This is a genomic window from Pseudacidovorax sp. 1753 (assembly GCF_040544975.1).
Lineage (GTDB): Bacteria > Pseudomonadota > Gammaproteobacteria > Burkholderiales > Burkholderiaceae_C > Xenophilus.
Window position 1 is genome coordinate 200,433 of record NZ_JBEPKY010000010.1, and the last position, 21,588, is coordinate 222,020.

At 70.0% G+C, this 21,588-nt stretch carries 19 protein-coding genes; 13 read left to right on the forward strand and 6 right to left on the reverse strand.

The features are described 5' to 3' along the window. Positions 1-43 precede the first annotated feature (43 nt). A complete protein-coding gene (locus ABIC63_RS14725; RefSeq protein WP_354320307.1) occupies positions 44-1,240 on the reverse strand; it encodes an acyl-CoA dehydrogenase family protein in 1,197 nt (398 codons plus the stop codon). Between the two features lie 46 nt (positions 1,241-1,286). After that, positions 1,287-2,096, reverse strand: a complete 810-nt coding sequence (locus tag ABIC63_RS14730) for a VOC family protein (protein ID WP_354320308.1) — start codon at positions 2,094-2,096, stop codon at positions 1,287-1,289. Positions 2,097-2,190: 94 nt separating this feature from the next. Here ABIC63_RS14730 and ABIC63_RS14735 point away from each other — a divergent pair, with 94 nt between their 5' ends. The 6 genes from ABIC63_RS14735 (at position 2,191) to ABIC63_RS14760 (ending at position 8,513) form a co-directional block, all read left to right on the forward strand. Further along, positions 2,191-3,375 (forward strand): CaiB/BaiF CoA transferase family protein, encoded by a 1,185-nt coding sequence (locus ABIC63_RS14735; protein ID WP_354320309.1) that lies wholly within the window; start codon positions 2,191-2,193, stop codon positions 3,373-3,375. Between the two features lie 16 nt (positions 3,376-3,391). Continuing rightward, a complete protein-coding gene (locus ABIC63_RS14740) occupies positions 3,392-4,183 on the forward strand; it encodes an enoyl-CoA hydratase (RefSeq protein WP_354320310.1) in 792 nt (263 codons plus the stop codon). A 25-nt stretch (positions 4,184-4,208) separates the two neighbouring features. Beyond that, the gene (locus tag ABIC63_RS14745) at positions 4,209-4,979 is read left to right on the forward strand and encodes an SDR family NAD(P)-dependent oxidoreductase (RefSeq protein WP_354320311.1); all 771 of its coding nucleotides are present in this window, start codon (positions 4,209-4,211) and stop codon (positions 4,977-4,979) included. 40 nt (positions 4,980-5,019) lie between these two features. Continuing rightward, positions 5,020-5,865 carry an enoyl-CoA hydratase-related protein gene (locus tag ABIC63_RS14750; protein ID WP_294371267.1) on the forward strand — a complete coding sequence of 282 codons (846 nt, stop codon included), beginning with the start codon at positions 5,020-5,022 and terminating at the stop codon, positions 5,863-5,865. A 59-nt stretch (positions 5,866-5,924) separates the two neighbouring features. Next, a complete protein-coding gene (locus ABIC63_RS14755) occupies positions 5,925-6,623 on the forward strand; it encodes a GntR family transcriptional regulator (protein WP_294371265.1) in 699 nt (232 codons plus the stop codon). Positions 6,624-6,833: 210 nt separating this feature from the next. Continuing rightward, complete coding sequence (locus ABIC63_RS14760) at positions 6,834-8,513, forward strand: AMP-binding protein (protein ID WP_354320312.1); 1,680 nt, start codon at positions 6,834-6,836, stop codon at positions 8,511-8,513. 51 nt (positions 8,514-8,564) lie between these two features. Here the strand turns inward: ABIC63_RS14760 and ABIC63_RS14765 are convergent, their stop codons facing one another. Next, positions 8,565-9,806 (reverse strand): acyl-CoA dehydrogenase family protein, encoded by a 1,242-nt coding sequence (locus tag ABIC63_RS14765; protein WP_354320313.1) that lies wholly within the window; start codon positions 9,804-9,806, stop codon positions 8,565-8,567. A 50-nt stretch (positions 9,807-9,856) separates the two neighbouring features. Further along, a complete protein-coding gene (locus ABIC63_RS14770) occupies positions 9,857-10,315 on the reverse strand; it encodes a MaoC family dehydratase (RefSeq protein ID WP_354320314.1) in 459 nt (152 codons plus the stop codon). 200 nt (positions 10,316-10,515) lie between these two features. Between ABIC63_RS14770 and ABIC63_RS14775 the strand changes: the two genes are divergently transcribed. Next, a complete protein-coding gene (locus ABIC63_RS14775; protein WP_354320315.1) occupies positions 10,516-12,609 on the forward strand; it encodes a 3-hydroxyacyl-CoA dehydrogenase NAD-binding domain-containing protein in 2,094 nt (697 codons plus the stop codon). A gap of 26 nt (positions 12,610-12,635) precedes the next feature. On the opposite strand, the gene ABIC63_RS14780 is transcribed toward ABIC63_RS14775, so the two are convergent. Beyond that, the gene (locus tag ABIC63_RS14780; RefSeq protein ID WP_354320316.1) at positions 12,636-13,352 is read right to left on the reverse strand and encodes a VOC family protein; all 717 of its coding nucleotides are present in this window, start codon (positions 13,350-13,352) and stop codon (positions 12,636-12,638) included. Between the two features lie 10 nt (positions 13,353-13,362). Continuing rightward, the gene (locus tag ABIC63_RS14785; RefSeq protein WP_502935878.1) at positions 13,363-14,457 is read right to left on the reverse strand and encodes a phosphotransferase; all 1,095 of its coding nucleotides are present in this window, start codon (positions 14,455-14,457) and stop codon (positions 13,363-13,365) included. Between the two features lie 100 nt (positions 14,458-14,557). Between ABIC63_RS14785 and ABIC63_RS14790 the strand changes: the two genes are divergently transcribed. From ABIC63_RS14790 to ABIC63_RS14815, 6 genes are all read left to right on the forward strand, one after another. Then, on the forward strand, positions 14,558-15,460 hold the full coding sequence (locus tag ABIC63_RS14790) for a LysR family transcriptional regulator (protein ID WP_354320318.1): 903 nt from the start codon (positions 14,558-14,560) through the stop codon (positions 15,458-15,460). 172 nt (positions 15,461-15,632) lie between these two features. After that, positions 15,633-16,883: an ABC transporter substrate-binding protein gene (locus tag ABIC63_RS14795; RefSeq protein ID WP_294371243.1), complete on the forward strand. Its 1,251-nt coding sequence runs from the start codon at positions 15,633-15,635 to the stop codon at positions 16,881-16,883. A gap of 11 nt (positions 16,884-16,894) precedes the next feature. Continuing rightward, positions 16,895-18,148, forward strand: coding sequence for an ABC transporter substrate-binding protein (locus tag ABIC63_RS14800; RefSeq protein ID WP_354320319.1), 1,254 nt, complete (start codon positions 16,895-16,897; stop codon positions 18,146-18,148). 4 nt (positions 18,149-18,152) lie between these two features. Continuing rightward, a complete protein-coding gene (locus ABIC63_RS14805; RefSeq protein ID WP_354320320.1) occupies positions 18,153-20,120 on the forward strand; it encodes an ABC transporter permease in 1,968 nt (655 codons plus the stop codon). Continuing rightward, entirely contained in the window at positions 20,117-20,890 is a 774-nt protein-coding gene (locus tag ABIC63_RS14810; protein ID WP_354320321.1) for an ABC transporter ATP-binding protein, read from the forward strand. The genes ABIC63_RS14805 and ABIC63_RS14810 overlap by 4 nt, the downstream gene beginning before the upstream one ends. Further along, the gene (locus tag ABIC63_RS14815; protein ID WP_354320322.1) at positions 20,883-21,587 is read left to right on the forward strand and encodes an ABC transporter ATP-binding protein; all 705 of its coding nucleotides are present in this window, start codon (positions 20,883-20,885) and stop codon (positions 21,585-21,587) included. Before ABIC63_RS14810 ends, ABIC63_RS14815 begins: the two co-directional genes overlap by 8 nt. Position 21,588 lies beyond the last annotated feature (1 nt).

Here is a 21,588-nt window from a genome sequence, read left to right on the forward strand (position 1 = left end):
GTTGGAACAGCGCCGGCAGCAGCCCGCCACCGCCACCATGCGCTCAGAGTCCAAGCACCTGCTTGGCCACGATGTTGCGCTGGATCTCGTTGCTGCCGCCGTAGATCGACATGGCACGTCGCCAGAAGTAGTTGGCTGGGGCGCCGCGCAGGCTGGCATCCAGGCTGGCCAGGTCGCCCTTGCCGTGGGCAAGGGCCGGGTCCAGCCGCTGCCCGAGCGGGCCGGCCGCCTCGAAGAGCAGTTCGGTCAGGCTCTGGCCGATCTCGGTGCCGCGGATCTTGAGGGCGGAGGCAAGCCCGGCGCCGGGCGAGCTGCCGCTGCCCATGCTCGACAGCGCACGCAGTGTGGTCATCTCCAGCGCCTTGAGCTGGGCCTCGGTGCGCGCGAGCTTGGCGCGGAACAGCGGCTGCTCCACCAGCGGGCGGCCCCGGTCCTGCACCGCGGCGGCCATGCGTCGCAGGCGGCGCAGCGCAAAGGTCGAGAAGCCGATGTTGGAGTTCTCGACCCGCTCATGCTCCAGCAGGAACTTGGCGTAGCGCCAGCCCTGGCCTTCCTCGCCCACCAGGTTGGCCTTGGGCACCCGCACGTCGGTGAAGAACACGGCATTGAAGGAATGGGTGCCCTCCAGCATCGGAATGGGCTGCACCTCGATGCCCGGCGTGCGCATGTCGATCAGCAGGAAGGAGATGCCCTCCTGCTTGCGGCTTTCGCGGCTGGTGCGGACCAGGCAGAACATCCAGTCGGCGTGGTGCGCATACGAGGTCCAGATCTTCTGGCCGTTGACCACGTAGTGGTCGCCCGCGTCGTCCGCCCGTGTCGCCAGCGAGGCCAGGTCCGAGCCCGAGGCCGGCTCGGAATAGCCCTGGCACCACCATACCGTCGAATCGCGGATGCCCGGCAGGTGCTGCGCCTGTTGCTGCGCATTGCCGAAGTTGTAGATGACCGGTCCGACCATGCGCGGCCCGAAGGGCTGGATGGTGGGGCAGTTCATCTGCCCGCTGATGGTCTCGAACAGGTAGCGCTGGATCACGCTCCAGCCCGGCCCGCCCTGCGACTCGGGCCAGGTGTAGGCATGCCAGCCGCGCCGGCCCAGGATCTGTTGCCAGCGCATGTAGTCGTCGCGCTCCAGGTGCAGGTCGTGCTCCACGCGCTGCGCGATGTCGGGTGGCAGATGCCCGGCGATGAAGTCGCGCACCTCGTCGGCGAAGGCCCGCTCTTCGGGGGTGAATTCGAGTTCCATGGACTGTCTCCTTGTTGATCGGGGCGAGTGCGGGACGGGTGACGGGTCAGGCAGCCTGCAGATGAAACTGCACGCCCCCGACCGTGACCTGGCCTTCGCTCCAGGGCAGCGTGCGCGCGCGGGCGGCGGCCTCGATGGCCGCGGCGTCGCGCGTGTGCAGCAGCAGGGCGGCCAGGCCTTCGCCGCGGCCACCGCCCTCCTGCACGAAGCGTAGCGTGGCGTTGTCCAGCGCCAGATGGTCCTGCGCCAGCGGACGCTGGAGGATCTGCGACCAGCGGCGGGCCAGCGCCTGAGGCTCGGCCGACTGGAGCACGGCGCCGGCGATGCCGCTCACCCGTTGTGCGCGCACATGCTGCTGCCAGTGCGGCCCCGCCGGCCAGTAGGGGCCGTCGAGCGCAGCGCCACCCAGGGTGGTGTTGAGCTCCAGCAAGGCGCCGCCGGTATCGCGCGGATGCAGCTGCATGCCTTCGTAGTCGCCCAGCGCCAGCGGCGCGGCCACGCGCACGCCGATGGCCGCCACATGGGTTCGCCAGCGGGGAAGGGCGTCGGTGTCCAGGATCACCATGTAGCCGCCATCGCCGCCGCGGCGATCCAGATAGCGGCCCGCCGCCGTGTCGGGCCGGGTCGGCGCGACCACCTCGATGAACTGCTGGCCGAAGGGCATGAGCGCGTTGTGCAGCCCGAACTGACCGACCTCGGGATCGCGGTGGCAGACCTCCACGCCGAAGACGGCGCACAGGTCCTCCACCACGGGATCGAGTTCAGTCGCCACCAGACAGATCTGGCGCAGCCGCAGGAAGGCGCTGGCCTGCGCCGAGGCGGGCGGGGCAGAGGGGGTGAAAGGATGGACGGTCATGCTTTGTCTCCAATAAATCTGTTATAACAGATAAAAAGCGCGTCGCGGAATCGAGATTAGGCAGACGGCGCGCATCCACACGGAGACATTTCCCATGACCTCGCTGGCCGGCCTGCGCGTCCTCGATCTCTCGCGCTTCATCGCGGGGCCCTATTGCGCCATGATGCTGGGCGACATGGGGGCCGAGGTGGTCAAGATCGAGCCGCCCGGCGAAGGCGAATACGCCCGGCAGGCCTTGCCCGCCGTGGAGGGCCAGAGCCTCTATACCTTCATCGTCAACCGCAACAAGAAGAGCCTGGCGCTGGACCTGCGCCACCCCGAGGGCCTGGCGACGCTGCGGGCGCTGATCGCCGAGGCCGATGTGCTGGTCGAGAACTTCCGCCCGGGCACCATGGAGAAGATGAGCCTGGGCTGGGAGGCGGTCCATGCCCTCAACCCGCGCCTGGTCATGGCGCGCATCTCCGGCTTCGGGCAGGACGGGCCGCTCGCCAACAAGCAGTGCTTCGACGGCGTGGCCCAGGCCATGAGCGGCCTGATGGACATGACCGGCCAGCCCGAGGGGCCGCCGACCATGATCGGGTCCTTCATCTGCGACTACACCACCGGCATGTATGCCGCCCTGGGCATCCTGGCCGCGCTCAATGCGCGCCATGCCACGGGCCGTGGGCAGCTGGTCGACGTGTCGCTGCTCGAAAGTGCGCTGTCGATGCTGATGACGGCCATCCCGCAGCAGCTGCTCCTGGGCACCACGATGACGCGCGTGGGCAGTCGAGACCGCTTCGTCGCGCCCTCCAACACCTTCGCCACCGGCGACGGCCGCCATGTGCTGCTGGTGGGGGGCGACGACAACATGTTCCCCCGCGTGCTGCGCGCCATGGAGCGCCCGGGCCTGATCGACGACCCGCGATTCGCCACCATGGCCAGCCGACTGGCGCACCGCGATGCGGTGGAGGGCCTGGTGGCCGACTGGATGGCCGGGCTGGAGGCCGACGAGATCGTGCGGCGCCTGGAGGCGCAGGGCGTTCCCTGCGCCAAGATCGCCCGGCTCGACGAAGTGGTCCACAACCCGCAGCTCGCCCATCGCGACGCGATCGTGCGCCTGCCCTTCGGCGGCACTGAAGTACCGATGCAGGGCGTGACCATGCACCTGTCCGACACCCCCCTGAGCGTGCGCAGCGCATTGCCGCAGGTGGGCGCGCACAACGACGAGGTCCTGCGCCAGTGGCTGGGCCGGACCCCCGCGCAGGTCGACGCCCTGCGCCAGGCCGAAGCCCTTTGACGACGAAGGAGACATGATGACCACCGAATTGATCGAGCAGCTGGACGGCGGCGTGCTCACCCTGACGCTGAACCGGCCCGAGCGGCTGAATGCGCTCACGCCCAGCATGACCGACGCCCTGCTGGCTGCCCTGCGCCGCGCAGCCATCGATGCGCAGGTGCGTGCCGTGCTGCTGACCGGCGCCGGCCGCGGCTTCTGCGCCGGGGGCGACGTGCAGGCCATGGCGGCATCGGAAGGCGCCGAGGCCACGCTGGAGGCCCGTACCCACCAGCTGCGCGAGCACATGGAGTGCGCCCGCCTGCTGCACGAGATGCCCAAGCCCACGCTGGCCGTGGTGCGCGGCGCCTGCGCGGGGGCCGGCCTGTCGCTGGCCCTGGCCTGCGACCTGCTGGTGGCCGGCTCCACCCTCAAGATGACCTCGGCCTTCGCCAAGGTGGGTCTTTCGGGCGATTTCGGCAGCACCTACTTCCTCACGCAGCTGCTGGGTCCGCGTGCCCGGGCCTTCGCGCTGTTGTCGCCCGTGCTGCAGGCCGACGAGGCCTTGCGCATTGGGCTGGTCACGCAGGTGGTGCCCGACGAGGCGCTCGATGACGAAGGGCAGCGGCTCGCACGCCAGCTGGCGGCCGGCCCGACCATCACCCTCGGCCACATCAAGGCCAACCTGAACGTGGCGGAGCAGGGCGCCACGCTGGCGCAGGCGCTGGACCACGAGGCCATCCGCCACATCCGCTGTGCCATGACCGAGGACCACCTCGAAGCCGCCCGGGCCTTCATGGACAAGCGCACCCCCGTCTTCCACAACCGCTGATGCGCCACCGGCGCCGGAGTACCCCATGGACAGCTTCTCGCTCAAGGACAAGACCGCCATCGTCACCGGCTCGTCGCGCGGCATCGGCCGCGCCATCGCGCTGGCCTTCGCCCGTGCCGGTGCGCGCGTCGTCATCACCAGCCGCAAGGCCGACGCCTGTGCCGCCGTGGTCGACCAGATCCGCAGCGAAGGCGGCGAGGCCACGGCCATCGCCTGCAACATCTCGCGCAAGGACGAGGTGCTGGCGCTGGTGGACCAGACCGAATCGCGCTACGGAAGCGTCGACGTGCTGGTCTGCAATGCGGCGGTCAACCCGTACTACGGGCCGATGTCCGGCATCACGGACGAGGCTTTCTCCAAGGTCATGGATGTGAACATCCGCTCGAACCTGTGGCTGGTCAACCGCGTGGCACCGGGCATGGCGGCCAAGGGCGGCGGCAGCGTGGTGATCATCAGCTCCATCGCCGGCCTGACCGGCTCGCGCGTGCTGGGCGCCTACGCCATCTCGAAGGCGGCGGACATGCAGCTCGCGCGCAACCTGGCGCTGGAGTGGGGCAAGCAGGGCATCCGCACCAACTGCATCGCGCCGGGCCTGATCAAGACCGACTTCGCCAAGGCGCTCTGGGACAACCCCGACACGCTGGCGGCCGCACTCGCGTCCAGCCCGCTGCACCGCATCGGCGAGCCGGAGGACATCGCCGGTGCCGCCCTGCTGCTGGCCTCCGAGGCCGGCCGCTTCATCACCGGCACCACGCTGGTCATCGACGGTGGCGCCACCGTCGGTGGCGAGGCCTGAACGCGGACCGCCGCCCGCCCATCCTTCCCCGGAGCCACGCATGCCTTCGCACGACGACTACCAGCAGATCGCCACCGCGGTGGACGACGGCGTCATGACCCTGACGCTCAACCGGCCCGAGCGGCTCAACGCCTGGACCGAGGCCATGGAGGCCGAGTTCCGCCGCGCCATCGAAGCCGCCGAGGCCGACACGGCGGTGCGGGCCATCGTGGTCACCGGCGCCGGCCGGGGCTTCTGCGCCGGGGCCGACATGGACATCCTCGAAGCCGGCACCCGCGGCACCGCGGCGGGCGACGCCACGGCCGCCGCACCCGCGGGCGGTGCGCAGACGGCCGCGCCAGAGGGACTCGACCGCAACTACGCCTGGCGCTTCAGTTACCTGCTGAAGGTGCCCAAGCCCATCTTCGCGGCCATCAACGGGCCGGTGGCGGGCATCGGGCTGTGCATGGCGCTGTTCTGCGACTTCCGCTACATGGCCGAGGGCCAGAAGCTCACCACCGCCTTCGCCAAGCGCGGACTGATCGCGGAGCATGGCGCGTCGTGGATGCTGCCGCGCATCGTCGGCCTGACGAATGCGCTCGACCTGTTGATGTCGGCCCGCACCCTCCTGACGGACGAGGCCGAGCGATTCGGCCTGGTGCGCGCGCGGCCGGCCGAGGGCTTTCTGGCGGGTGTGCAGTCCCTGGCCCGGGAATGGACGCAGTCGGCCTCGCCGCGGTCCATCGGTGTGATCAAGCGCCAGGTCTACGACGGCTTGTTCCAGGACCTGGATGCCGCCTGGCGCAGGGCCGACGCCGACATGGTGGCCTCGTTCGACAGCGAGGACTTCCAGGAGGGCGTCGCGCACTTCCTGGAAAAGCGCCCGCCGCGCTTCACCGGTCGCTGACGGACCGGCCTGTACGATATAACTTATTGCAAATGACTTTCGGCCCAGCCGCTGCAGCCATGGACGACGCGCCCCTGACCCGTGAGAGCCTCAACGGCCTGGCTTATGGCCGCCTGTGCCGCGACCTGAAGGCGGGTCGCTTCGCCCCGGGCGAGAAGCTCAAGCTGCGCGACCTCGCGGCCGAGATGGGCATCAGCCCGACACCGGTGCGCGAGGCCTTTGCCAGGCTCATCTCCGAACAGGCGCTGGAGCAGGTCGGCCACCATTCGGTGCGTGTGCCCGTGATGTCGGCAGCGCGCTTCGCCGAGGTCTGCGAACTGCGGCTGATGCTCGAAGGGCGTGCGGCCGCGCATGCGGCGGCCCTGGCCGGCCCGGAGGACATTGCGCGCCTGGAGCAACTGCACCGCGACATGGCCGCCCGTCATGAGGCGGCGGACTTTGCCGGTGAGCTGCTCGCCTCCGAGCGCTTCCACCTGGCGGTGTATGCGCTGGCGGGCAAGCCCGTGCTGCTGCGCATGATCGAAGGCCTGTGGCTGCAATGCGGGCCGCTGATGCGGGCACTGCAGACGCGGCCCATGGCAGAGCCGCGGCGCCAGCACCCGCACCAGCGCGTACTGCGCGGCCTGCGCAAGGCGGATGCGGACACCGCGCGTGCCGGCATCGAGGAAGAGATCGAACGCACGATGGCGCCCATCCTGGCCTACCTGCACGAGCAGCAGTCCGCCACGGCGGGCGCCACGGCCGCGGCCGGCGCCTGATCCACCCACGCGCCGCGCGAGGCAGCCGGGGGCTGCGGACAGCAGGCCGTGGTTTGCTGCGCCGCGCCATGCAGCCCCGGCATGCTTGCCCATGCCCAACATTCATCCGGCGCGCCTTGCGGTGGCGCTCTGCGCGGGTCATCATCCGGGAAGAAGCCGGAACCGCCCCGCGGTATCCGGTCGCATCGAATGATCCGGAGACAAGCCAGGATGATCGACTTTCGCCACGGCGAGCGACCGCTGCATGACTACCTGCGCCTGCATGCGCGCGCCACGCCCGACAAGACAGCCATCGTCTGGTACGGCCGGCGCATCAGCTACGCCGAACTCGACGACCTGAGCGACCGTTTCGCCCAGAGCCTGCGCCAGCGCGGGCTCTCGCAGGGCGACGTGCTGGTGCTGGTGCTGCACAACTGCCCGCAGTTCGTGATCGCGCACCTGGGTGCGCAGAAGCTGGGGGTGGTCGTCAGCGCCTGCAGTCCCCATGCCCGGCGGTACGAACTTGCGCACCAGTTCGCTGAACTCGACGTGCGGGCCGTGGTCGCCGGCGAGGAGGACCTGCCCACGGTCCATGAGTCCCGGCCGGGCGGGCGCGATTGCACCGTGTACGGGGTGCGGGCAGGCGACATGCTGCCTGGCGTGCTGGCCATGGACGTGCCCGCCTGCATCCGCCTGCCGGGCGAGCCCGCCAAGCCCTGGCCCGACGGCGTGGTCGATCTCATGGACGAGCTCGAGGCCATGCCGCCCTTCGAGCCCCTGGCCGACCTGGCCATGGACGAGGTGGCGCTCATGGCCTGCACCTCGGGCACGACGGGCCTGCCCAAGGCGGCCATGCTGGGCCATGACGTCGCGCTCTACAAGTCGGCCGCCACGTCGAGCTGCTGGGGGCTGACGGCCGACGACGTGCTGCTGGCCGACGTGCCGCTGCACCACATCTCGGGCCTGGTGGCGGGACTGGACGTCGTGCTCTACATGGGCGCCACGGTGGTGCTGCTGGCCCGCTTCGATGCCACGGCCGTGCTGCAGGCCATCGAGGCCTGCCGCGTGACATGGTGGTACACCATGGCGCCTTCGCTGGAGCTGGTGATGGGCGCGGAAGATGCCCCCACCTACGACCTGTCGTCCTTGCGCGGCACGGCCAGCACCAGCTTCGGCACCATCCTGACCCGTGCGCTCGCCGACCGCTGGCACCGCTTCACCGGCGGCGCCCAGGTGTTCGAGGCAGGCTACGGCCTGAGCGAGACCCACAGCTCCGACGTGATGATGCCTGCCGACGCCGTGCGCTGGGGCACCAATGGAAGGCCGGTGCCCGGCACCGAGGTGCGCATCGTCGACCCCGACACCGGTCAGCCCCGGCCCTGCGGCGCCGTTGGCGAGATCCTGCTGCGCGGCCCCCAGCCCTTCAGGGGCTACTGGATGCGGCCCGAGGCCACGGCGGCCATGGTGCGCGACGGCTGGGTGCGCACGGGCGACATCGGCCGGCTCGACGAGGAGGGCTACCTCACCTTCGTGGGACGGCGCAAGGAGATGATCAAGGTCTGGAGCTACAGCGTCTTCCCCGAAGAGGTGGAGGCCATCCTGGCGACGCATCCTGACGTGCGCCAGGCCGCGGTGGTCGGCCTGCCCGACCCGGACCGCGGCGAGGCGCTGCAGGCCTACGTGGTGCTCAAGGACCCGGCGGCGCGGCAGATCCGGGTGGACGGCTTCGGGCGCCGGCGCGACCGCACGGACCAGGTGCTCATCGAGTGGTGCCAGGCCCACATGTCGCACTACAAGGTGCCGCGCACCATCGTCTTTCGCGACGGCCTGCCCGCGGCCGACAACGGCAAGCTGCTGCGGCGCATGCTGCGCGAGCCCGGCTTTGCCGCGCCCCGCGCCAGCGGCGCCTGAATCGCCGCCGCGGGCCGGCGTCGCAGGGCGCAGGCCCCGCGGCGCCCGCGCTCAGGCGACCTTGGCGCGGTAGGGCCCCAGCTCCTGCTTGGCGACGGCGTTGGTGTGCACCTCGTCCGGGCCGTCGGCCACGCGCAGGTGGCGCGCATAGGCCCAGAAGTTCACCAGCAACGTGTCCTGGCTCAGCCCCATGGCGCCGAAGGCCTGCATGGCGTCGTCGATGACCTGGATGCAGTTGTTGGGCGCGATCACCTTGATCATGGCGATCTCCTTGGCCGCCACCTTGTTGCCCACGGTGTCCATGCGCCAGGCGGCGTGCAGCACCATCCAGCGGGTCTGGTCGATCAGCATGCGGCCCCGGGCGATGCGCTCGCGCCAGACGCCCTGGTCGGACAGCGGCTTGCCGAAGGCCACGCGCGAGACGGCGCGCTCGCACATCATCTCCAGCGCCGATTCGGCCATGCCGATCATGCGCATGCAGTGATGGATGCGGCCCGGCCCGAGGCGGCCCTGGGCAATCTCGAAGCCGCGGCCCTCGCCCAGCAGCAGGTTGGAGGCCGGCACCCGCACGTTGTCGAAGATCACCTCCGGATGGCCGAAGGGCGCGTCGTAGTGGTTCACCAGCGCCATGTCGCGCACCACGGTGATGCCGGGCGTGTCGCGCGGCACGATGATCATCGACTGCTGGCGGTGCCGGTCCGGGTTGTCGGGGTCGGTCTTGCCCATCAGGATGAACAGCTTGCAGCGCTCGTTCATCGCGCCGGTGATGTACCACTTGCGGCCGTCGATGACGTAGTCGTCGCCGTCGCGGCGGATGCGCGTGGCGATGTTGGTGGCGTCCGACGAGGCCACGGCCGGCTCGGTCATGGCGAAGGAGGAGCGGATCTCGCCGTCGAGCAGCGGCTGCAGCCAGCGGGCCTTCTGCTCCTCGTTGCCGTAGCGCGCGATCACCTCGGTATTGCCGGTGTCGGGCGCACTGCAGTTGAAGGCCTCGGCGCTCCAGTAGCGACGGCCCATGATCTCGCACAGCGGTGCGTATTCCAGGTTGGTGAGGCCCGCGCCGTGCTCGTCCTCGGGCAGGAACAGGTTCCACAGGCCCGCGGCGTGGGCCTTGCGCTTGAGCTCTTCCATGAGCGGCAGGCCGGTATAGGGGCCGCCGGTGCGCTCGGCATTCAGGTAGGACGCGTGCGCCTCCTGCGCATGGCGCTTCTCGTTCGGGTAGATGTGCTCGTCCATGAAGGCGAGCAGGCGTCGGCGCAGGTCCTGCACCTTGGGGCTGTGTTCGAAGTCCATGTGCTGTCTCTCGGTTGAATCGGGTGAAGGGCCGGGCGTGGGCGCGTGCGTCAGTCCCAGGAGAACAGGCCCAGGCTCACGGCCACCAGCGCCGGCTTGTCCTGGCCCTCGATCTCCATGGTGTTCTCGCACCGCAGCAGCGTCCAGCCGTCGTCGCGCGCCTCGGCGGCCAGCAGTCGCATGTGGTTGCGCACCCGTGCACCGGCCTTGACGGGCGATATGAAGCGCAGCTTGTCCAGCCCATAGTTGACGGACTTGGTCGGCGCCAGCCCTTCCAGCAATTCATAGCTGGTGATGGGCAGCAGCGACAGGGTCAGGAAGCCGTGGGCGATGGGCGCGCCGAAGGGGCTTTCGCGCGTGGCGCGTTCCACGTCGATGTGGATCCATTGCCGGTCGCCGGTGCAATCGGCGAAGGCGTCGATGCGCGACTGGGGCACATCGACCCATGACGAGGTGCCGATGGACTGGCCGACGAAGTCGTGGAGGTTGGCGCGGGTGAGGGTGGTCATGCTGTCATTGCGAGGGCAAAAACTGGTGCCCCGATGGTGCCGCCATGCCGCGCGCCGTGAGTCGCCGGGGCATGCAGTGTTTTCATCGGAGCGATTCAAAGTGCTGATGCGTGGCGTCGCGCGGGCGACTGAACATCGGACCGCCGGCCTTCCGGGCCGCCGCATTCCCCCCACTCCATGACCCGACGAGGAGAGCACGCATGAGCGGCAGCTACGCGATTCAGGACGGCATCGCCGTCATCACCATGGACACGCCGCCCGTCAACAGCCTGGGCCTGGCCAACCGTCGCTTCATCGCCGAATCGGTCGCACGCGCCGGCAGCGATCCGCAGGTGCAGGCCATGGTGCTCACCGGTCGCGGCCGGGCCTTCTGCGGCGGCGCGGACATCCGCGAGTTCAATCGACCGGAGGCGACCATGGCGCCCGACCTGGTCGACGTCATCGACCTCATCGAGCGCAGCGACAAGCCCATCGTCGCGGCCGTGCATCGCGTGGCCATGGGCGGCGGGCTGGAGCTGGCCATGGGCTGCCACTACCGCCTGATGCAGCGGGGCACGCAGGTCTCGCTGCCCGAGGTGCGCATCGGCATCCTGCCCGGTGCAAGTGGCACGCAGCGGCTGCCGCGGCTCATCGGGCTGGAGCCGGCCCTGAACATGATCGTGACCGGCGAGACGGTGATGAGCGAGCACCTGGCCCGGCTGCCGGGACAGCGGCTGATCGACGAACTGGTGGACGCCGATGTGGTCGGCGCCGCGGTGGCCTTCGCGCGCCGGCATGCGGCCGTGCGCCCGCTGCCGCGCGTGCGCGAGCTGCAGGTGGTGCATCCGGCGCCCGAGGCCTACTTGCAGTTCGCACGCACCCAGGTGGCCGCGGCCTCGCGCCACTTTCCGGCGCCGCTGCTGTGCCTGGATTGCGTGGCCCAGTCGGTGCGCCTGCCCTTCGACGAAGCCCTGGCTTTCGAGCGCCGCGGTGTGACCGAGCTGGTCTGGACGTCCGAATCGGCGGCGCTGCGCAACATCTTCTTCGGTGAACGTGCCGCGGCCAAGATCGCCGACGTGCCCGACGACACCCCCCAGCGCACCATCAAGACGGTGGGCGTGATCGGCGCCGGCACCATGGGCGGCGGCATCAGCATGAACTTCCTGAACGCCGGCATCCCGGTGACCATCCTCGAGATGAAGCAGGAGGCGCTGGACCGCGGCGTGGCCACCATCCGAAAGAACTACGAGGCCCAGGTCAAGAAGGGCAAGCTCAAGGCCGAGAAGTACGAGGAGCGCATGGCGTTGCTCAAGACCACGCTGAGCTACGACGACCTGAAGGACTGCGACCTGATCATCGAGGCCGTGTTCGAGGAACTGGGCGTCAAGGAAAAGGTGTTCAACCAGCTCGATGCCGTGGCCAAGCCTGGCGCCATCCTGGCCTCCAACACCTCCACGCTCGACGTCGACAAGATCGCGGCCTTCACGAAGCGTCCGCAGGACGTCATCGGCATGCACTTCTTCAGCCCGGCCAACGTGATGAAGCTGCTGGAAGTGGTGCGCGGCGCCAGGACGGGCAAGGACGTGCTGGCCACGGTGATGAGCCTGGCCAAGAAGATCAAGAAGACGGCCGTGGTCTCGGGCGTGTGCGACGGCTTCATCGGCAACCGCATGATCGAGCAGTACGGCCGCCAGGCGGGCTTCCTGCTGGACGAAGGCGCGACGCCGGCGCAGGTGGACAAGGCCATCGAGAAGTTCGGCTTCGCGATGGGCCCGTTCCGCATGGGCGACCTGGCGGGCAACGACATCGGCTGGGCCATCCGCAAGCGCCGCTCGGTGGAGCAGCCCGACATGAAGTACAGCCGCACGGCCGACAAGCTGTGCGAGCTGGGCCGCTTCGGCCAGAAGACCGGCGCCGGCTGGTACGACTACCAGGCGGGCAAGCGCGACGCGATCCCGTCCAAGCTGGTGGAGGACATGATTGCCGAGCACCGCAAGCAACTGGGCATCACGCCGCGCAAGATCAGCGACGAGGAGATCGTGCAGCGCCTGGTGTATTCGCTGGTGAACGAGGGCGCGCACATCCTGGAAGACGGCATCGCCAGCAAGGCCAGCGACATCGACATGGTCTACATCACGGGCTACGGCTTCCCGATCTTCCGCGGCGGCCCGATGCACTACGCCAGCCAGCAGGGCCTGTTCAACGTGGTGCAGGCGATGCAGCGCTTCGGTCGCAACCCGAACGACGATGCCAAGTTCTGGGAGCCGGCGGGCCTGATCCGCCAGCTGGTGAGCGAAGGGCGCGCCTTCGCCTGAGCGTGCGCGCGGGCGGCCTGCCGCCCTCAGGCACACCGCAGCGTCAGGCCACCGATCCTCCACGGGCCGGCCGGCGGGGGGGCGAGCCGCAGCGCGCGTGTCCACGTCTGCAGGGCGCTTGCTTCCTCGGACCGCATTCCCAGTCCTTCGATACCGGCGTCGGCATGCTCAGCCGCTGGCATGAAGCGCAGCGTGCCGCACGGGGTGGCCACACCGGGCAGACCCTCCTGCCGCACCATCGGCAGGGCCAGCAGCCGGCTCCAGTGGGCGGCCACCCGTTCTGGCGCGCGCACGCGCAGGTCGATGGCGGCCAGTGGTCGGGCGTGCGGGCAGGCGGGTGCCACGGCCGTGGGAGAGCCCGGCATGCCCGGCAGGCCGTGCCGCTCGCTGAACTCCAGCACACAGCCGCCGGTGTCCTCGGCGGCCAGCTGAAGCGCGCTGTCGGGACCGAGCAGTCGCTCGTCCGCGACGCTCAGGCCCTGGCGATGGCAGTGCCGCTGCCAGTCCAGCAGGTCGGGCACCTGCCAGCCGAGCAGATCGGGGCCTGCCGCGCCCGGCCGGCCGTCAGCCGCGGGCGCCGTGCTTACCTCCACCTGCAGACCGGGGCCGCGGAAGAGCCGCCGGCCCCGGGCCTCGGACATCGACCAGCCCAGCAGGTCGGCGAAGAGCGCGCGAGCCAGGGCCGCGTCGGACATGCGCAGGCGCGCGAAGCGAAGTCGGGGCGCGGTGCGGGTGGCATCCATGCGCGGAGGGTCAGTGGTTTTGGCCCACGCAGCGCCAGCCGAGCTCGGCGAGCTGCCGGGCCTGGCGACCGGCCTGCAGGGCTTCGCTGCTGGCCGCATTGCCGGCCAGGGCGCGACCCATGATGCCCTGGGCGATGGCGGCGGCGCGGAACAGGTTGAAGGCCTCGTAGAAGCGCCAGGTCCGGGGATCGACCGGGGGCAGGGCGCGGCGTTGCAGGTAGCGCGCGAGGTAGGCGGTGACCGTCGGAATGCCGGCGGCCTCCAATCGCGCCGCATCCAGGTCGCCGAGGCCGCGCACCTGCGGCGGCAAGCGCCAGACCATGCAGTGGTAGGCGAAGTCGACCATGGGGTCACCCAGCGTCGACAGCTCCCAGTCCAGCACCGCCACGACGCGCGGCGCGTCCTGCGCGAACATCAGGTTGTCCAGCCGGAAGTCGCCATGCACCAGCCGCGTGCCGGTGTCGGCGGGTTGATGCCGGGGCAGCCAGTCGATCAGCTGCTCCATCGCCTCGATGGGCTCCGTCTCGCTGGCGCGGTACTGGCGGCTCCAGCGGTCGATCTGCCGGGCGATGTAGCCACCCGTGCGTCCGTAGTCGGCCAGACCGACCGCGGCCACATCCACCTCGTGCAGTGCCGCGATGGTGCGGTTCATGTCGTCGTAGACCGCGACGCGTTCGCTCTCGGCCATGCCCGGCAGGTGCGGGTCCCAGAGGATGCGGCCGGGCACGCAGTCCATCACGTAGAACATGGTGCCGATCACCGCCGCATCGGTGCACAGCGCATGCACCCGCGGCACGGGCACCTCGCTGCCGGCCAGCGCCTGCATGACGCGGAACTCGCGGTCCACCGCATGGGCCGAGGGCAGCAGCGTGCCGGCGGGCTTGCGCCGCAGCACGTAGCGACCGCCGGACGTCTCCACCAGGAAGGTGGGATTGGACTGGCCGCCCTTGAACTGGGCAAGGGCGAAGCGCTGCCGGGCGCTGCCGTCGACGTGGTCGATCCACCATTCGCGCAGGGCCTGCTCGTCCAGGCGGTGGCCGGGTCGCACCGCGGTGGTGTCGGCAGAGGTGTCGGTCTGGGGCAAGGGGCTGTCTCCGGAAGGCATGCAGGGCGCCCCGCTTGCGGGCATCATCGGGGGCCGCCAAGGCTAAGCGCCCCGGCCCGCGCTGCCCAATGAAAGCGCGGCATGCCCGCCGATACAGTCCATGCATATTTCGAGGGTCGATCTCAACCTGCTGGTCGTGCTGGACACGATCTACACGGAGGGCGGCATCACCAAGGCCGCCGACAAGCTGCATCTGACCCAGCCGGCGATCAGCCACGCCCTGGCACGGCTGCGCGACCTGTTCAACGATCCTCTCTTCGAGCGCCAAGGCCACCGCATGGTGCCCACCGCGCTGACCAAGCGCATCATCGATCCGCTGCGCGGCTCGCTGCAGTCGCTGGGCTCGCTGCTCAACGACACCCAGAGCTTCGAGCCCGCCACCAGCACCAAGCGCTTCGTGATCGGGTTGCGCGACTTCATGGAGTCGACCGTGATGCCGCCGCTGATGCGCACGCTGGAGCGCGAGGCGCCGGGCGTGGAGGTGGCCAGCGTGCGTGCGAGCCGCCGCACGCTCGAGGGCGAGCTGGCGGCCGGCACGCTCGACCTCGCCGTCGACGTGTTGCTGCCGCTGTCGGATGCCGTCAAGTTCACCCGCATCACGGTCGACGGTGCGGCGGTGGTGGCGCGGCAGGGCCATCCGGCCATCCAGGGCAGCGTGGACATCGACACCTACCTGGCGCAGCGGCACGTGCTGGTCACCACGCGGCGGCAGGGCCCCGGCTTCGAGGACATCGAGCTGCGCCGCCTGGGCATGCAGCGGCAGGTGGCGCTGCGCTGCCAGTATTACTTCGCGGCCTGCCGCACCGTGTCGCAGACCGACCTGGTGCTCACCATGCCCGAGAGCTACGCCCACATGGTCAACAAAACCTTCGGCAACCAGGTGCTGCCCATGCCGGCGCCGCTGTCCTCCATGGACGCCTACCTGTACTGGCATGCCAGCGCAGACAACGACGCCGCCAACCGCTGGCTGCGCTCGGTGATGCTGCGCTGCTACGCCCGCTGAGGGCGTCTTCCCCCTCCCGGCATGTCCTTCGCGGCCGAGCGCCGTGGCTTTGCTTCGCCTGTCGCAGGCGACCCTTAGGGGTTAATGCCGGTGACAGCGCTCGCCTGCACGAACACCATCGCAAATCTGTTATAACAAATACGCCGATCCAAGGCGGAACTGGAGACATGCGATGAAGACCGATCGACGCCATTTCCTTCAGGCGACTGCGGCGGCTGCCGTCCTCGGCAGCGTCGGCGCGCGTCCCGCGCGGGCCCAGGGTGGCCCCGTTCGCATCGGGCTGATGCTGCCGATGAGCGGCATCGGCGCGGAGGCGGGCGCCGCGTGGCTGGCCGGGGCGCGCGTGGCCGTGGCCCAGTGGAACGCCAAGGGCGGCGTGCTCAAGCGGCAGGTGGAACTGGTGGTGCGCGACGACAAGTTCACCAGTGCCGGCGCCGTGGCCGCCGCGCGCGAGCTGGCAGGCAGTGGCGTCAACCTGCTCATCGGCGGCTCGCAGTCGCCGATGGCGCTGGCGACCGCGCCCATCCTGCCCGAGCTCAAGGCGCTGATGGTGGCGCCGTGCCCCACCGTCATGTCGCTCACGCACGAGGGCTTCCAGCGCAACTTCTTCCGCCTGTCCTGGAACGCCTACATCGCCTTCGCCGGCATCGGCAACATGCTGACCGACCGCTTCAAGGAAGTGCAGACCTGGTCCTGCATCGTGCCCGACAGCGAGAACGGCCGCGACATGGCGCGCTTCTTCAGCGTCGGTGTGCAGCGCGCCGCGCAGAAGGCCGGCCGCACGGTCAAGGTGCTCGACCCCGTCTTCGCCAGCCTCAACAAGGCCGACTACAAGGTGGAGATCAACAGCCTGATGAACGCGCCCTCGCAGGGGCTGTTCGTCGGCCTCACCGCGGCGCCCTGCATCAGCCTGCTGCAGCAGGGCCGGGCCGTGGGCATGGACCGCAAGTTCAAGGTGATCGGCGATGCCGGCACCGAACTGATGATCGCCAAGGCGATGCAGAAGTCCACGCCGGCCAACCTCTGGAGCATCAGCTACTGGGTGCCGGGCACCGAGGCCGGCCGCCGCCATGCGATGAGCAAGGCGCTGTACGAGGACTACGTCAAGCTCACCGGCGACCGCAATCCGCCGAGCATCGTGCAGTCCAGCCACCGCTGCGCGCTGGCGCTGTTCAACGGCATCGAGAAGGCCGGCGGCACCGACACCGACGCCGTCATCGCAGCGCTCGAAGGCCTGGAGTTCGACACCGCGGTGGGCCGATACCACATCCGCAAGGAAGACCACCAAGGGCTGGGCGAGGCCTACATCGCCCAGGTGGGCGCCCGCGAGGCCGACCCCGGCTACGGCATCGTCGATGCCATCGCGTACCGCGAGGCCGACGTGGCCGAGCCGCCGAGCCCGGGCAAGCCGCTGTCGATGTGAGGAGCAGCACCATGTCCTTGCAACGCAGAACCCTGATCCAGGCCGCCGGTGCAGGCGCCGTGCTGGCCGCGACGGCGGCGCCGTGGGTGCGCGCCCAGCCCGGGCCGGTGCGCATCGGTGCCATGCTGCCGATGAGCGGCATCGGCGCCGAGGCCGGTGCCAACTGGCTGGCCGGCATCCGCGCCGCCCAGATGCAATGGAACGACCAGGGCGGCCTGCTCGGTCGCCAGATCGAGATCGTCGTGCGCGACGACAAGTTCACCAGCGCGGGTGCTGTGGCGGCTGTGCGCGAGCTGGCGGGCGAGGGTGTCAACCTGTCGGTGGGTGCGGGCCAGTCGCCCATGGCGCTGGCCATCGCGCCCATCCTGGCGGAGCTTAAGGCGGTGGTGGCCGCGCCAGCGCCGACGGTGATGTCGGTCACGCACGAGAACTTCAGCCGCCACTTCTTCCGCGTGGCGTCCAACGCGCTGATGCTCTTCGGTGGCATCGGCAACATGCTGGCGACCAAGTTCCCGCAGGTGGGCAGCTGGGCGCTGATCCTGCCCGACAGCGAGAACGGCCGCGACATGGCGCGCTATTTCCGCCTGGGCGTGGAGCGGGCCGCCAAGGCCGGCGGCACGGCGCCCAAGGTGCTGGAGCCGGTGTATGCCTCGCTCAACAAGGCGGACTACAAGGTCGAGATCAACAGCCTGATGAATTCGGGCGCCGAGGGGCTCTTCGTGGGCCTGACGGCCGCGCCCTGCGTGAGCCTGCTGCAGCAGGGCCGGGCCGTCGGTATGGACCGCCGCTTCAAGGTGATCGGCGAGGCCGGCACCGAGCTGATGATCGCCAAGGCCATGGGCCGCTCCACGCCGCAGAACCTCTGGGGTGTGAGCTTCTGGGCGCCCGAGCTGGAGCCCTTCAAGAGCCAGTACCCGCTCAGCCGCCAGTTGTCCGAGTACATCGTCAAGGTCACCGGCACACCCCATGTGCCGGGCATCGTGCAGGCCTCGCACCGCTCGGCGCTGGCGCTGTTCAATGCGGTGAAGAAGGCGGGCAGCACCGAGACCGAGGCCGTGATCCCAGCGCTGGAGGGCCTGGCTTTCGACACGGCGGCGGGCCCCTACCGCATCCGCAAGGAGGACCACCAGGGCATCGGCTATGCCTACTTCGCGAAGATCGGCGCGCGCGAGGCGGCGCCCGGCTATGGCCTGGAGCAGGTGATCCGCCTGGACGAGGCCGAGATCGTCGAGCCGCCGTCGCCTGGCCGCAAGTACGAGGCCTGACGCGATGGCCAACGAGATCCTCTTCGCCTTCTTCAACGCCGCCGCCTTCGGCATGGCCATCTTCCTGGTGGCGGCCGGGCTGACGCTCATCTTCGGGCTGCTGCGGCTGCTCAACATGGCGCAGGGCGGCTTCTTCATGATCGGCGCCTACACGGCCTATTCGGTCATGGGCCGCGACGTGCAGTCGCTGGGCATGTTCCTGCTGGCGGCCCTGGCGGGCGGCGTGGTGGTGGCGGTGCTGGGGCTGGTCACCGACCGGCTGGTGCTGCGGCGGCTGCGCCATGTCGATCCGCACTACGTGCTGATCGCCACCTTCGCGCTCATGATGGTGTGCACCGGCGTCACCAAGCTGGTGTGGGGGGTGGACTTCTTCTCCGTCAACCCGCCGCCGGGGCTGGACCAGCCGCTCAACCCCTTCGGGCTGTTCTTCTCGGCCTACCAGATCTTCGTGATCGGCGCGGGCCTGGTGATCTATGTGCTGCTGGAGATCGCCATCCACCGCATGTGGTTCGGCAAGCTCATGCAGGCGCTGGCGGCCGATCCGTGGATGTCGGGCGTGCTGGGCCTGAACGTGTCCTTCGGGGTGGCGCTCAGCGTCATGGCCAGCTTCATGCTCGCCGGCCTGGCGGGCGGGTTGCTGCTGCCCAACCAGAGCCTGTCGACGGGACTGGGCGACTCCTACCTCATGTATGCCTTCTTCGCCGTCATCATCGGCGGGCTCGGCAACATCCGCGGTGCCTTCATCGGCTCGCTGGTGCTGGGGCTGGTGCAGAGCTTGAACACGGTGCTGCTGCCGCAGGTGCCGGGCCTGGCGGTGTACGTGGTGCTGGCGGTCTTCCTGCTGTGCAAGCCCAGCGGCCTGTTCCCGGCGGTGGGCAGCCAGGACGCTGGCCACCACGAGGCCGGCGGCGGTGGCAGCCTGCACCGCCCGCAGGTGCCGCGCCCGGTCTGGCAGGCGCTGGGCACGGCGCTGGTGCTGCTGCTGGCGACGCTGCCCTGGTGGGTGGGCGCCGGCCCGCTCTATGTGGTGGGCACGGTGCTGATCCAGGTGGTGTTCGCGCTGTCGTGGAACATCCTGTTCGGCTACACCGGCCTGGTCTCCTTCGGCCATGCGGGCTTCTTCGCCATCGGCGCCTACCTCACGGCGCTCGCGCTGCGGCACGTGGCCGGCGTGCCCTTCCTGCTCGTGATGGGCGGCGCGGCGTTGCTGGGCGCGGCGGCGGCCTGGCTGGTCGGCGTGCTGGCGCTGCGGCGCATGAGCGGGGTGTTCCTGGCGGTGCTGACCGTGGCCCTGGCCGAGGCGCTTCGCCTGGTCATCGGCTTCAGTGCCTTCCTGGGGCGGGAGGACGGCATCACCGACATTCCCCGGCCGGTGCTCGACCTGCTGCTGCTGCGCGTGGACCTGGGCAGCTCCAACGCCTACTACCTCTTCCTGCTGGCGACCTGCGTGCTGATCACCGGGCTGCTGTGGTGGCTGCTGCACAGCCGCTTCGGCCGCACGCTGCAGACCATCCGGCAGGATCCGGAGCGCGCGGCGTTCATGGGCACGCCGGTGGCCAGCTACCGGCTGGCCGCCTTCGTCATCTCCGGCGCCGTGGCCGCGGTGGCCGGCTGCCTGTATGCGCCCTGGTCGCGCATCGTGACGGTGGAAGAGGTGCACTGGCTCGCCTCGGCCCAGCCGATGCTCAACACGCTGCTGGGCGGGGTCAGCTCCTTCTGGGGCCCGGTGGTGGGTGCCGGGCTCTTTGCCGCCATCGCCTATGCCACGCGCACCCTGGTGGGGCTGTCGGAGTTGATCGTGGGCTGCGGCCTGCTGGCGATCATCCTGCTGGCGCCGAACGGGGCCGTGGGTCTGTGGCGCAGTCTGGAACTGCGGCTGTGGGGCGGGCGCGCCCGTCCGGCCACCCCGGCCGATGCGCCACCGCCGCCCATCGCCTCGGCCCGGCCGCTGCGCGCAGGGGGCACGCCATGAGCACCGCATTGCTGGAGGTGAGCCAGGTGCGCAAGAACTACGGCCCCATCGAAGTGCTGCGCGGCGTCAGCCTGGCGGTGGAGCCGGGCCAGGTGTTCGCCATCATCGGACCCAACGGCGCGGGCAAGACCACCATGTTCCGCGTGATGACCGGCGAGGTCGCCAGCAACGGCGGCAGCATCCGCTTCAAGGGCGAGGACGTCACGCGGCTGCCGGCGCACGAGCGGGTGCGCCGCGGCTTCGGCCGCACTTTCCAGGTGGCGCGGGTGTTCGCGGACTTCAACGTGCTGGACAACGTGGTGGTGGCCATCGAGGCGCGCCGCCGCCATACCGGCGAGCCGCTCGGCTCGTGGCGGCGCTGCGCGCCGTCGCCCGACATCCGGGACGAAGCGATGGCGCTGCTGGCCGATCTGCGCCTCGCAGGGCATGCGCAGCAGGGCGCGCGCTTCCTGTCGCATGGCGACAAGAAGCGGCTGGAGTTCGCCATCGCGCTGGCGGGCCGTCCCGCCATCCTCATGCTGGACGAGCCCACGGCCGGCATGTCGCCCAGCGACCGTGCCGACGTGGCCGCGCTCATCGCCCGCATGCAGCGCGAGCGCGGCATCACGGTGGTGATGACCGAACACGACATGGACGTGGTCTTCGGCCTGGCCGACCGGATCATGGTGATGAACTACGGCGAGGTGGTGTCCACCGGCAGCGTCGAGGCGGTGCGCGCCGACCCGCGCGTGCGCGAGGTCTACCTCGGCAAGGAGATGGTCCATGCTTGATGTGCGTGAACTCGACGCCTTCTATGGCGACAGCCACATCCTCTTCGGCCTGCGGCTGTCGGTGGCGGCCGGCCAGCGCGTGGCGCTGCTGGGCCGCAACGGCGCCGGCAAGTCGACGCTGCTCAAGAGCGTCATGAACGCCGGCCCGCGCGTGCGCGGCACGGTGCGCTTCGACGGGCAGGACCTGGCCACCCTGCCCACGCACCGGCGCACCCGCCTGGGCCTGTCCCTCGTGCCCGAGGACCGCCGCATCTTCACCCACCTGACCGTGGCCGAGAACATCGCCATGGCCCGGTATGGCGCCGGCCCGGGCCGGCCCGCCGTGCCGGTGGAGGAGATCGTGCGCCGCTTTCCCATGCTGGCCAGCCTGCTGCAGCGTCATGGCGGCCAGCTCAGTGGCGGCCAGCAGCAGCTGCTCGCGGTGGCCCGGGCCATGGCCGCCCATCCGCGCCTGCTGCTGCTGGACGAACCTACCGAGGGCCTGGCGCCCATCATCGTGGAAGAGATGGCCCACGACCTGGTGCGCAGCTGCACGGACAACGGCGTGGCCCTGCTGCTGTGCGAGCAGAACATCTGGTTCGCCCGCCGCTGCACCGACCACGTCTACGTCATCGACACGGGCCGCCTCGTCTTCGAAGGCGACTGGGCCGCCTTCGACCGCCATCCCGAGATCCAGCAGCGCTACCTGGCGCTGTGAC

What these genes read in the sequence shown, in the direction of transcription:
- ABIC63_RS14725 (WP_354320307.1), bottom strand. Translation starts at nt 1,240, where the DNA reads ATGGAACTCGAATTCACCCCCGAAGAGCGGGCCTTCGCCGACGAGGTG.
- ABIC63_RS14730 (WP_354320308.1), bottom strand. Translation starts at nt 2,096, where the DNA reads ATGACCGTCCATCCTTTCACCCCCTCTGCCCCGCCCGCCTCGGCGCAG.
- ABIC63_RS14735 (WP_354320309.1), top strand. Translation starts at nt 2,191, where the DNA reads ATGACCTCGCTGGCCGGCCTGCGCGTCCTCGATCTCTCGCGCTTCATC.
- ABIC63_RS14740 (WP_354320310.1), top strand. Translation starts at nt 3,392, where the DNA reads ATGACCACCGAATTGATCGAGCAGCTGGACGGCGGCGTGCTCACCCTG.
- ABIC63_RS14745 (WP_354320311.1), top strand. Translation starts at nt 4,209, where the DNA reads ATGGACAGCTTCTCGCTCAAGGACAAGACCGCCATCGTCACCGGCTCG.
- ABIC63_RS14750 (WP_294371267.1), top strand. Translation starts at nt 5,020, where the DNA reads ATGCCTTCGCACGACGACTACCAGCAGATCGCCACCGCGGTGGACGAC.
- ABIC63_RS14755 (WP_294371265.1), top strand. Translation starts at nt 5,925, where the DNA reads ATGGACGACGCGCCCCTGACCCGTGAGAGCCTCAACGGCCTGGCTTAT.
- ABIC63_RS14760 (WP_354320312.1), top strand. Translation starts at nt 6,834, where the DNA reads ATGATCGACTTTCGCCACGGCGAGCGACCGCTGCATGACTACCTGCGC.
- ABIC63_RS14765 (WP_354320313.1), bottom strand. Translation starts at nt 9,806, where the DNA reads ATGGACTTCGAACACAGCCCCAAGGTGCAGGACCTGCGCCGACGCCTG.
- ABIC63_RS14770 (WP_354320314.1), bottom strand. Translation starts at nt 10,315, where the DNA reads ATGACCACCCTCACCCGCGCCAACCTCCACGACTTCGTCGGCCAGTCC.
- ABIC63_RS14775 (WP_354320315.1), top strand. Translation starts at nt 10,516, where the DNA reads ATGAGCGGCAGCTACGCGATTCAGGACGGCATCGCCGTCATCACCATG.
- ABIC63_RS14780 (WP_354320316.1), bottom strand. Translation starts at nt 13,352, where the DNA reads ATGGATGCCACCCGCACCGCGCCCCGACTTCGCTTCGCGCGCCTGCGC.
- ABIC63_RS14785 (WP_502935878.1), bottom strand. Translation starts at nt 14,457, where the DNA reads ATGCCTTCCGGAGACAGCCCCTTGCCCCAGACCGACACCTCTGCCGAC.
- ABIC63_RS14790 (WP_354320318.1), top strand. Translation starts at nt 14,558, where the DNA reads ATGCATATTTCGAGGGTCGATCTCAACCTGCTGGTCGTGCTGGACACG.
- ABIC63_RS14795 (WP_294371243.1), top strand. Translation starts at nt 15,633, where the DNA reads ATGAAGACCGATCGACGCCATTTCCTTCAGGCGACTGCGGCGGCTGCC.
- ABIC63_RS14800 (WP_354320319.1), top strand. Translation starts at nt 16,895, where the DNA reads ATGTCCTTGCAACGCAGAACCCTGATCCAGGCCGCCGGTGCAGGCGCC.
- ABIC63_RS14805 (WP_354320320.1), top strand. Translation starts at nt 18,153, where the DNA reads ATGGCCAACGAGATCCTCTTCGCCTTCTTCAACGCCGCCGCCTTCGGC.
- ABIC63_RS14810 (WP_354320321.1), top strand. Translation starts at nt 20,117, where the DNA reads ATGAGCACCGCATTGCTGGAGGTGAGCCAGGTGCGCAAGAACTACGGC.
- ABIC63_RS14815 (WP_354320322.1), top strand. Translation starts at nt 20,883, where the DNA reads ATGCTTGATGTGCGTGAACTCGACGCCTTCTATGGCGACAGCCACATC.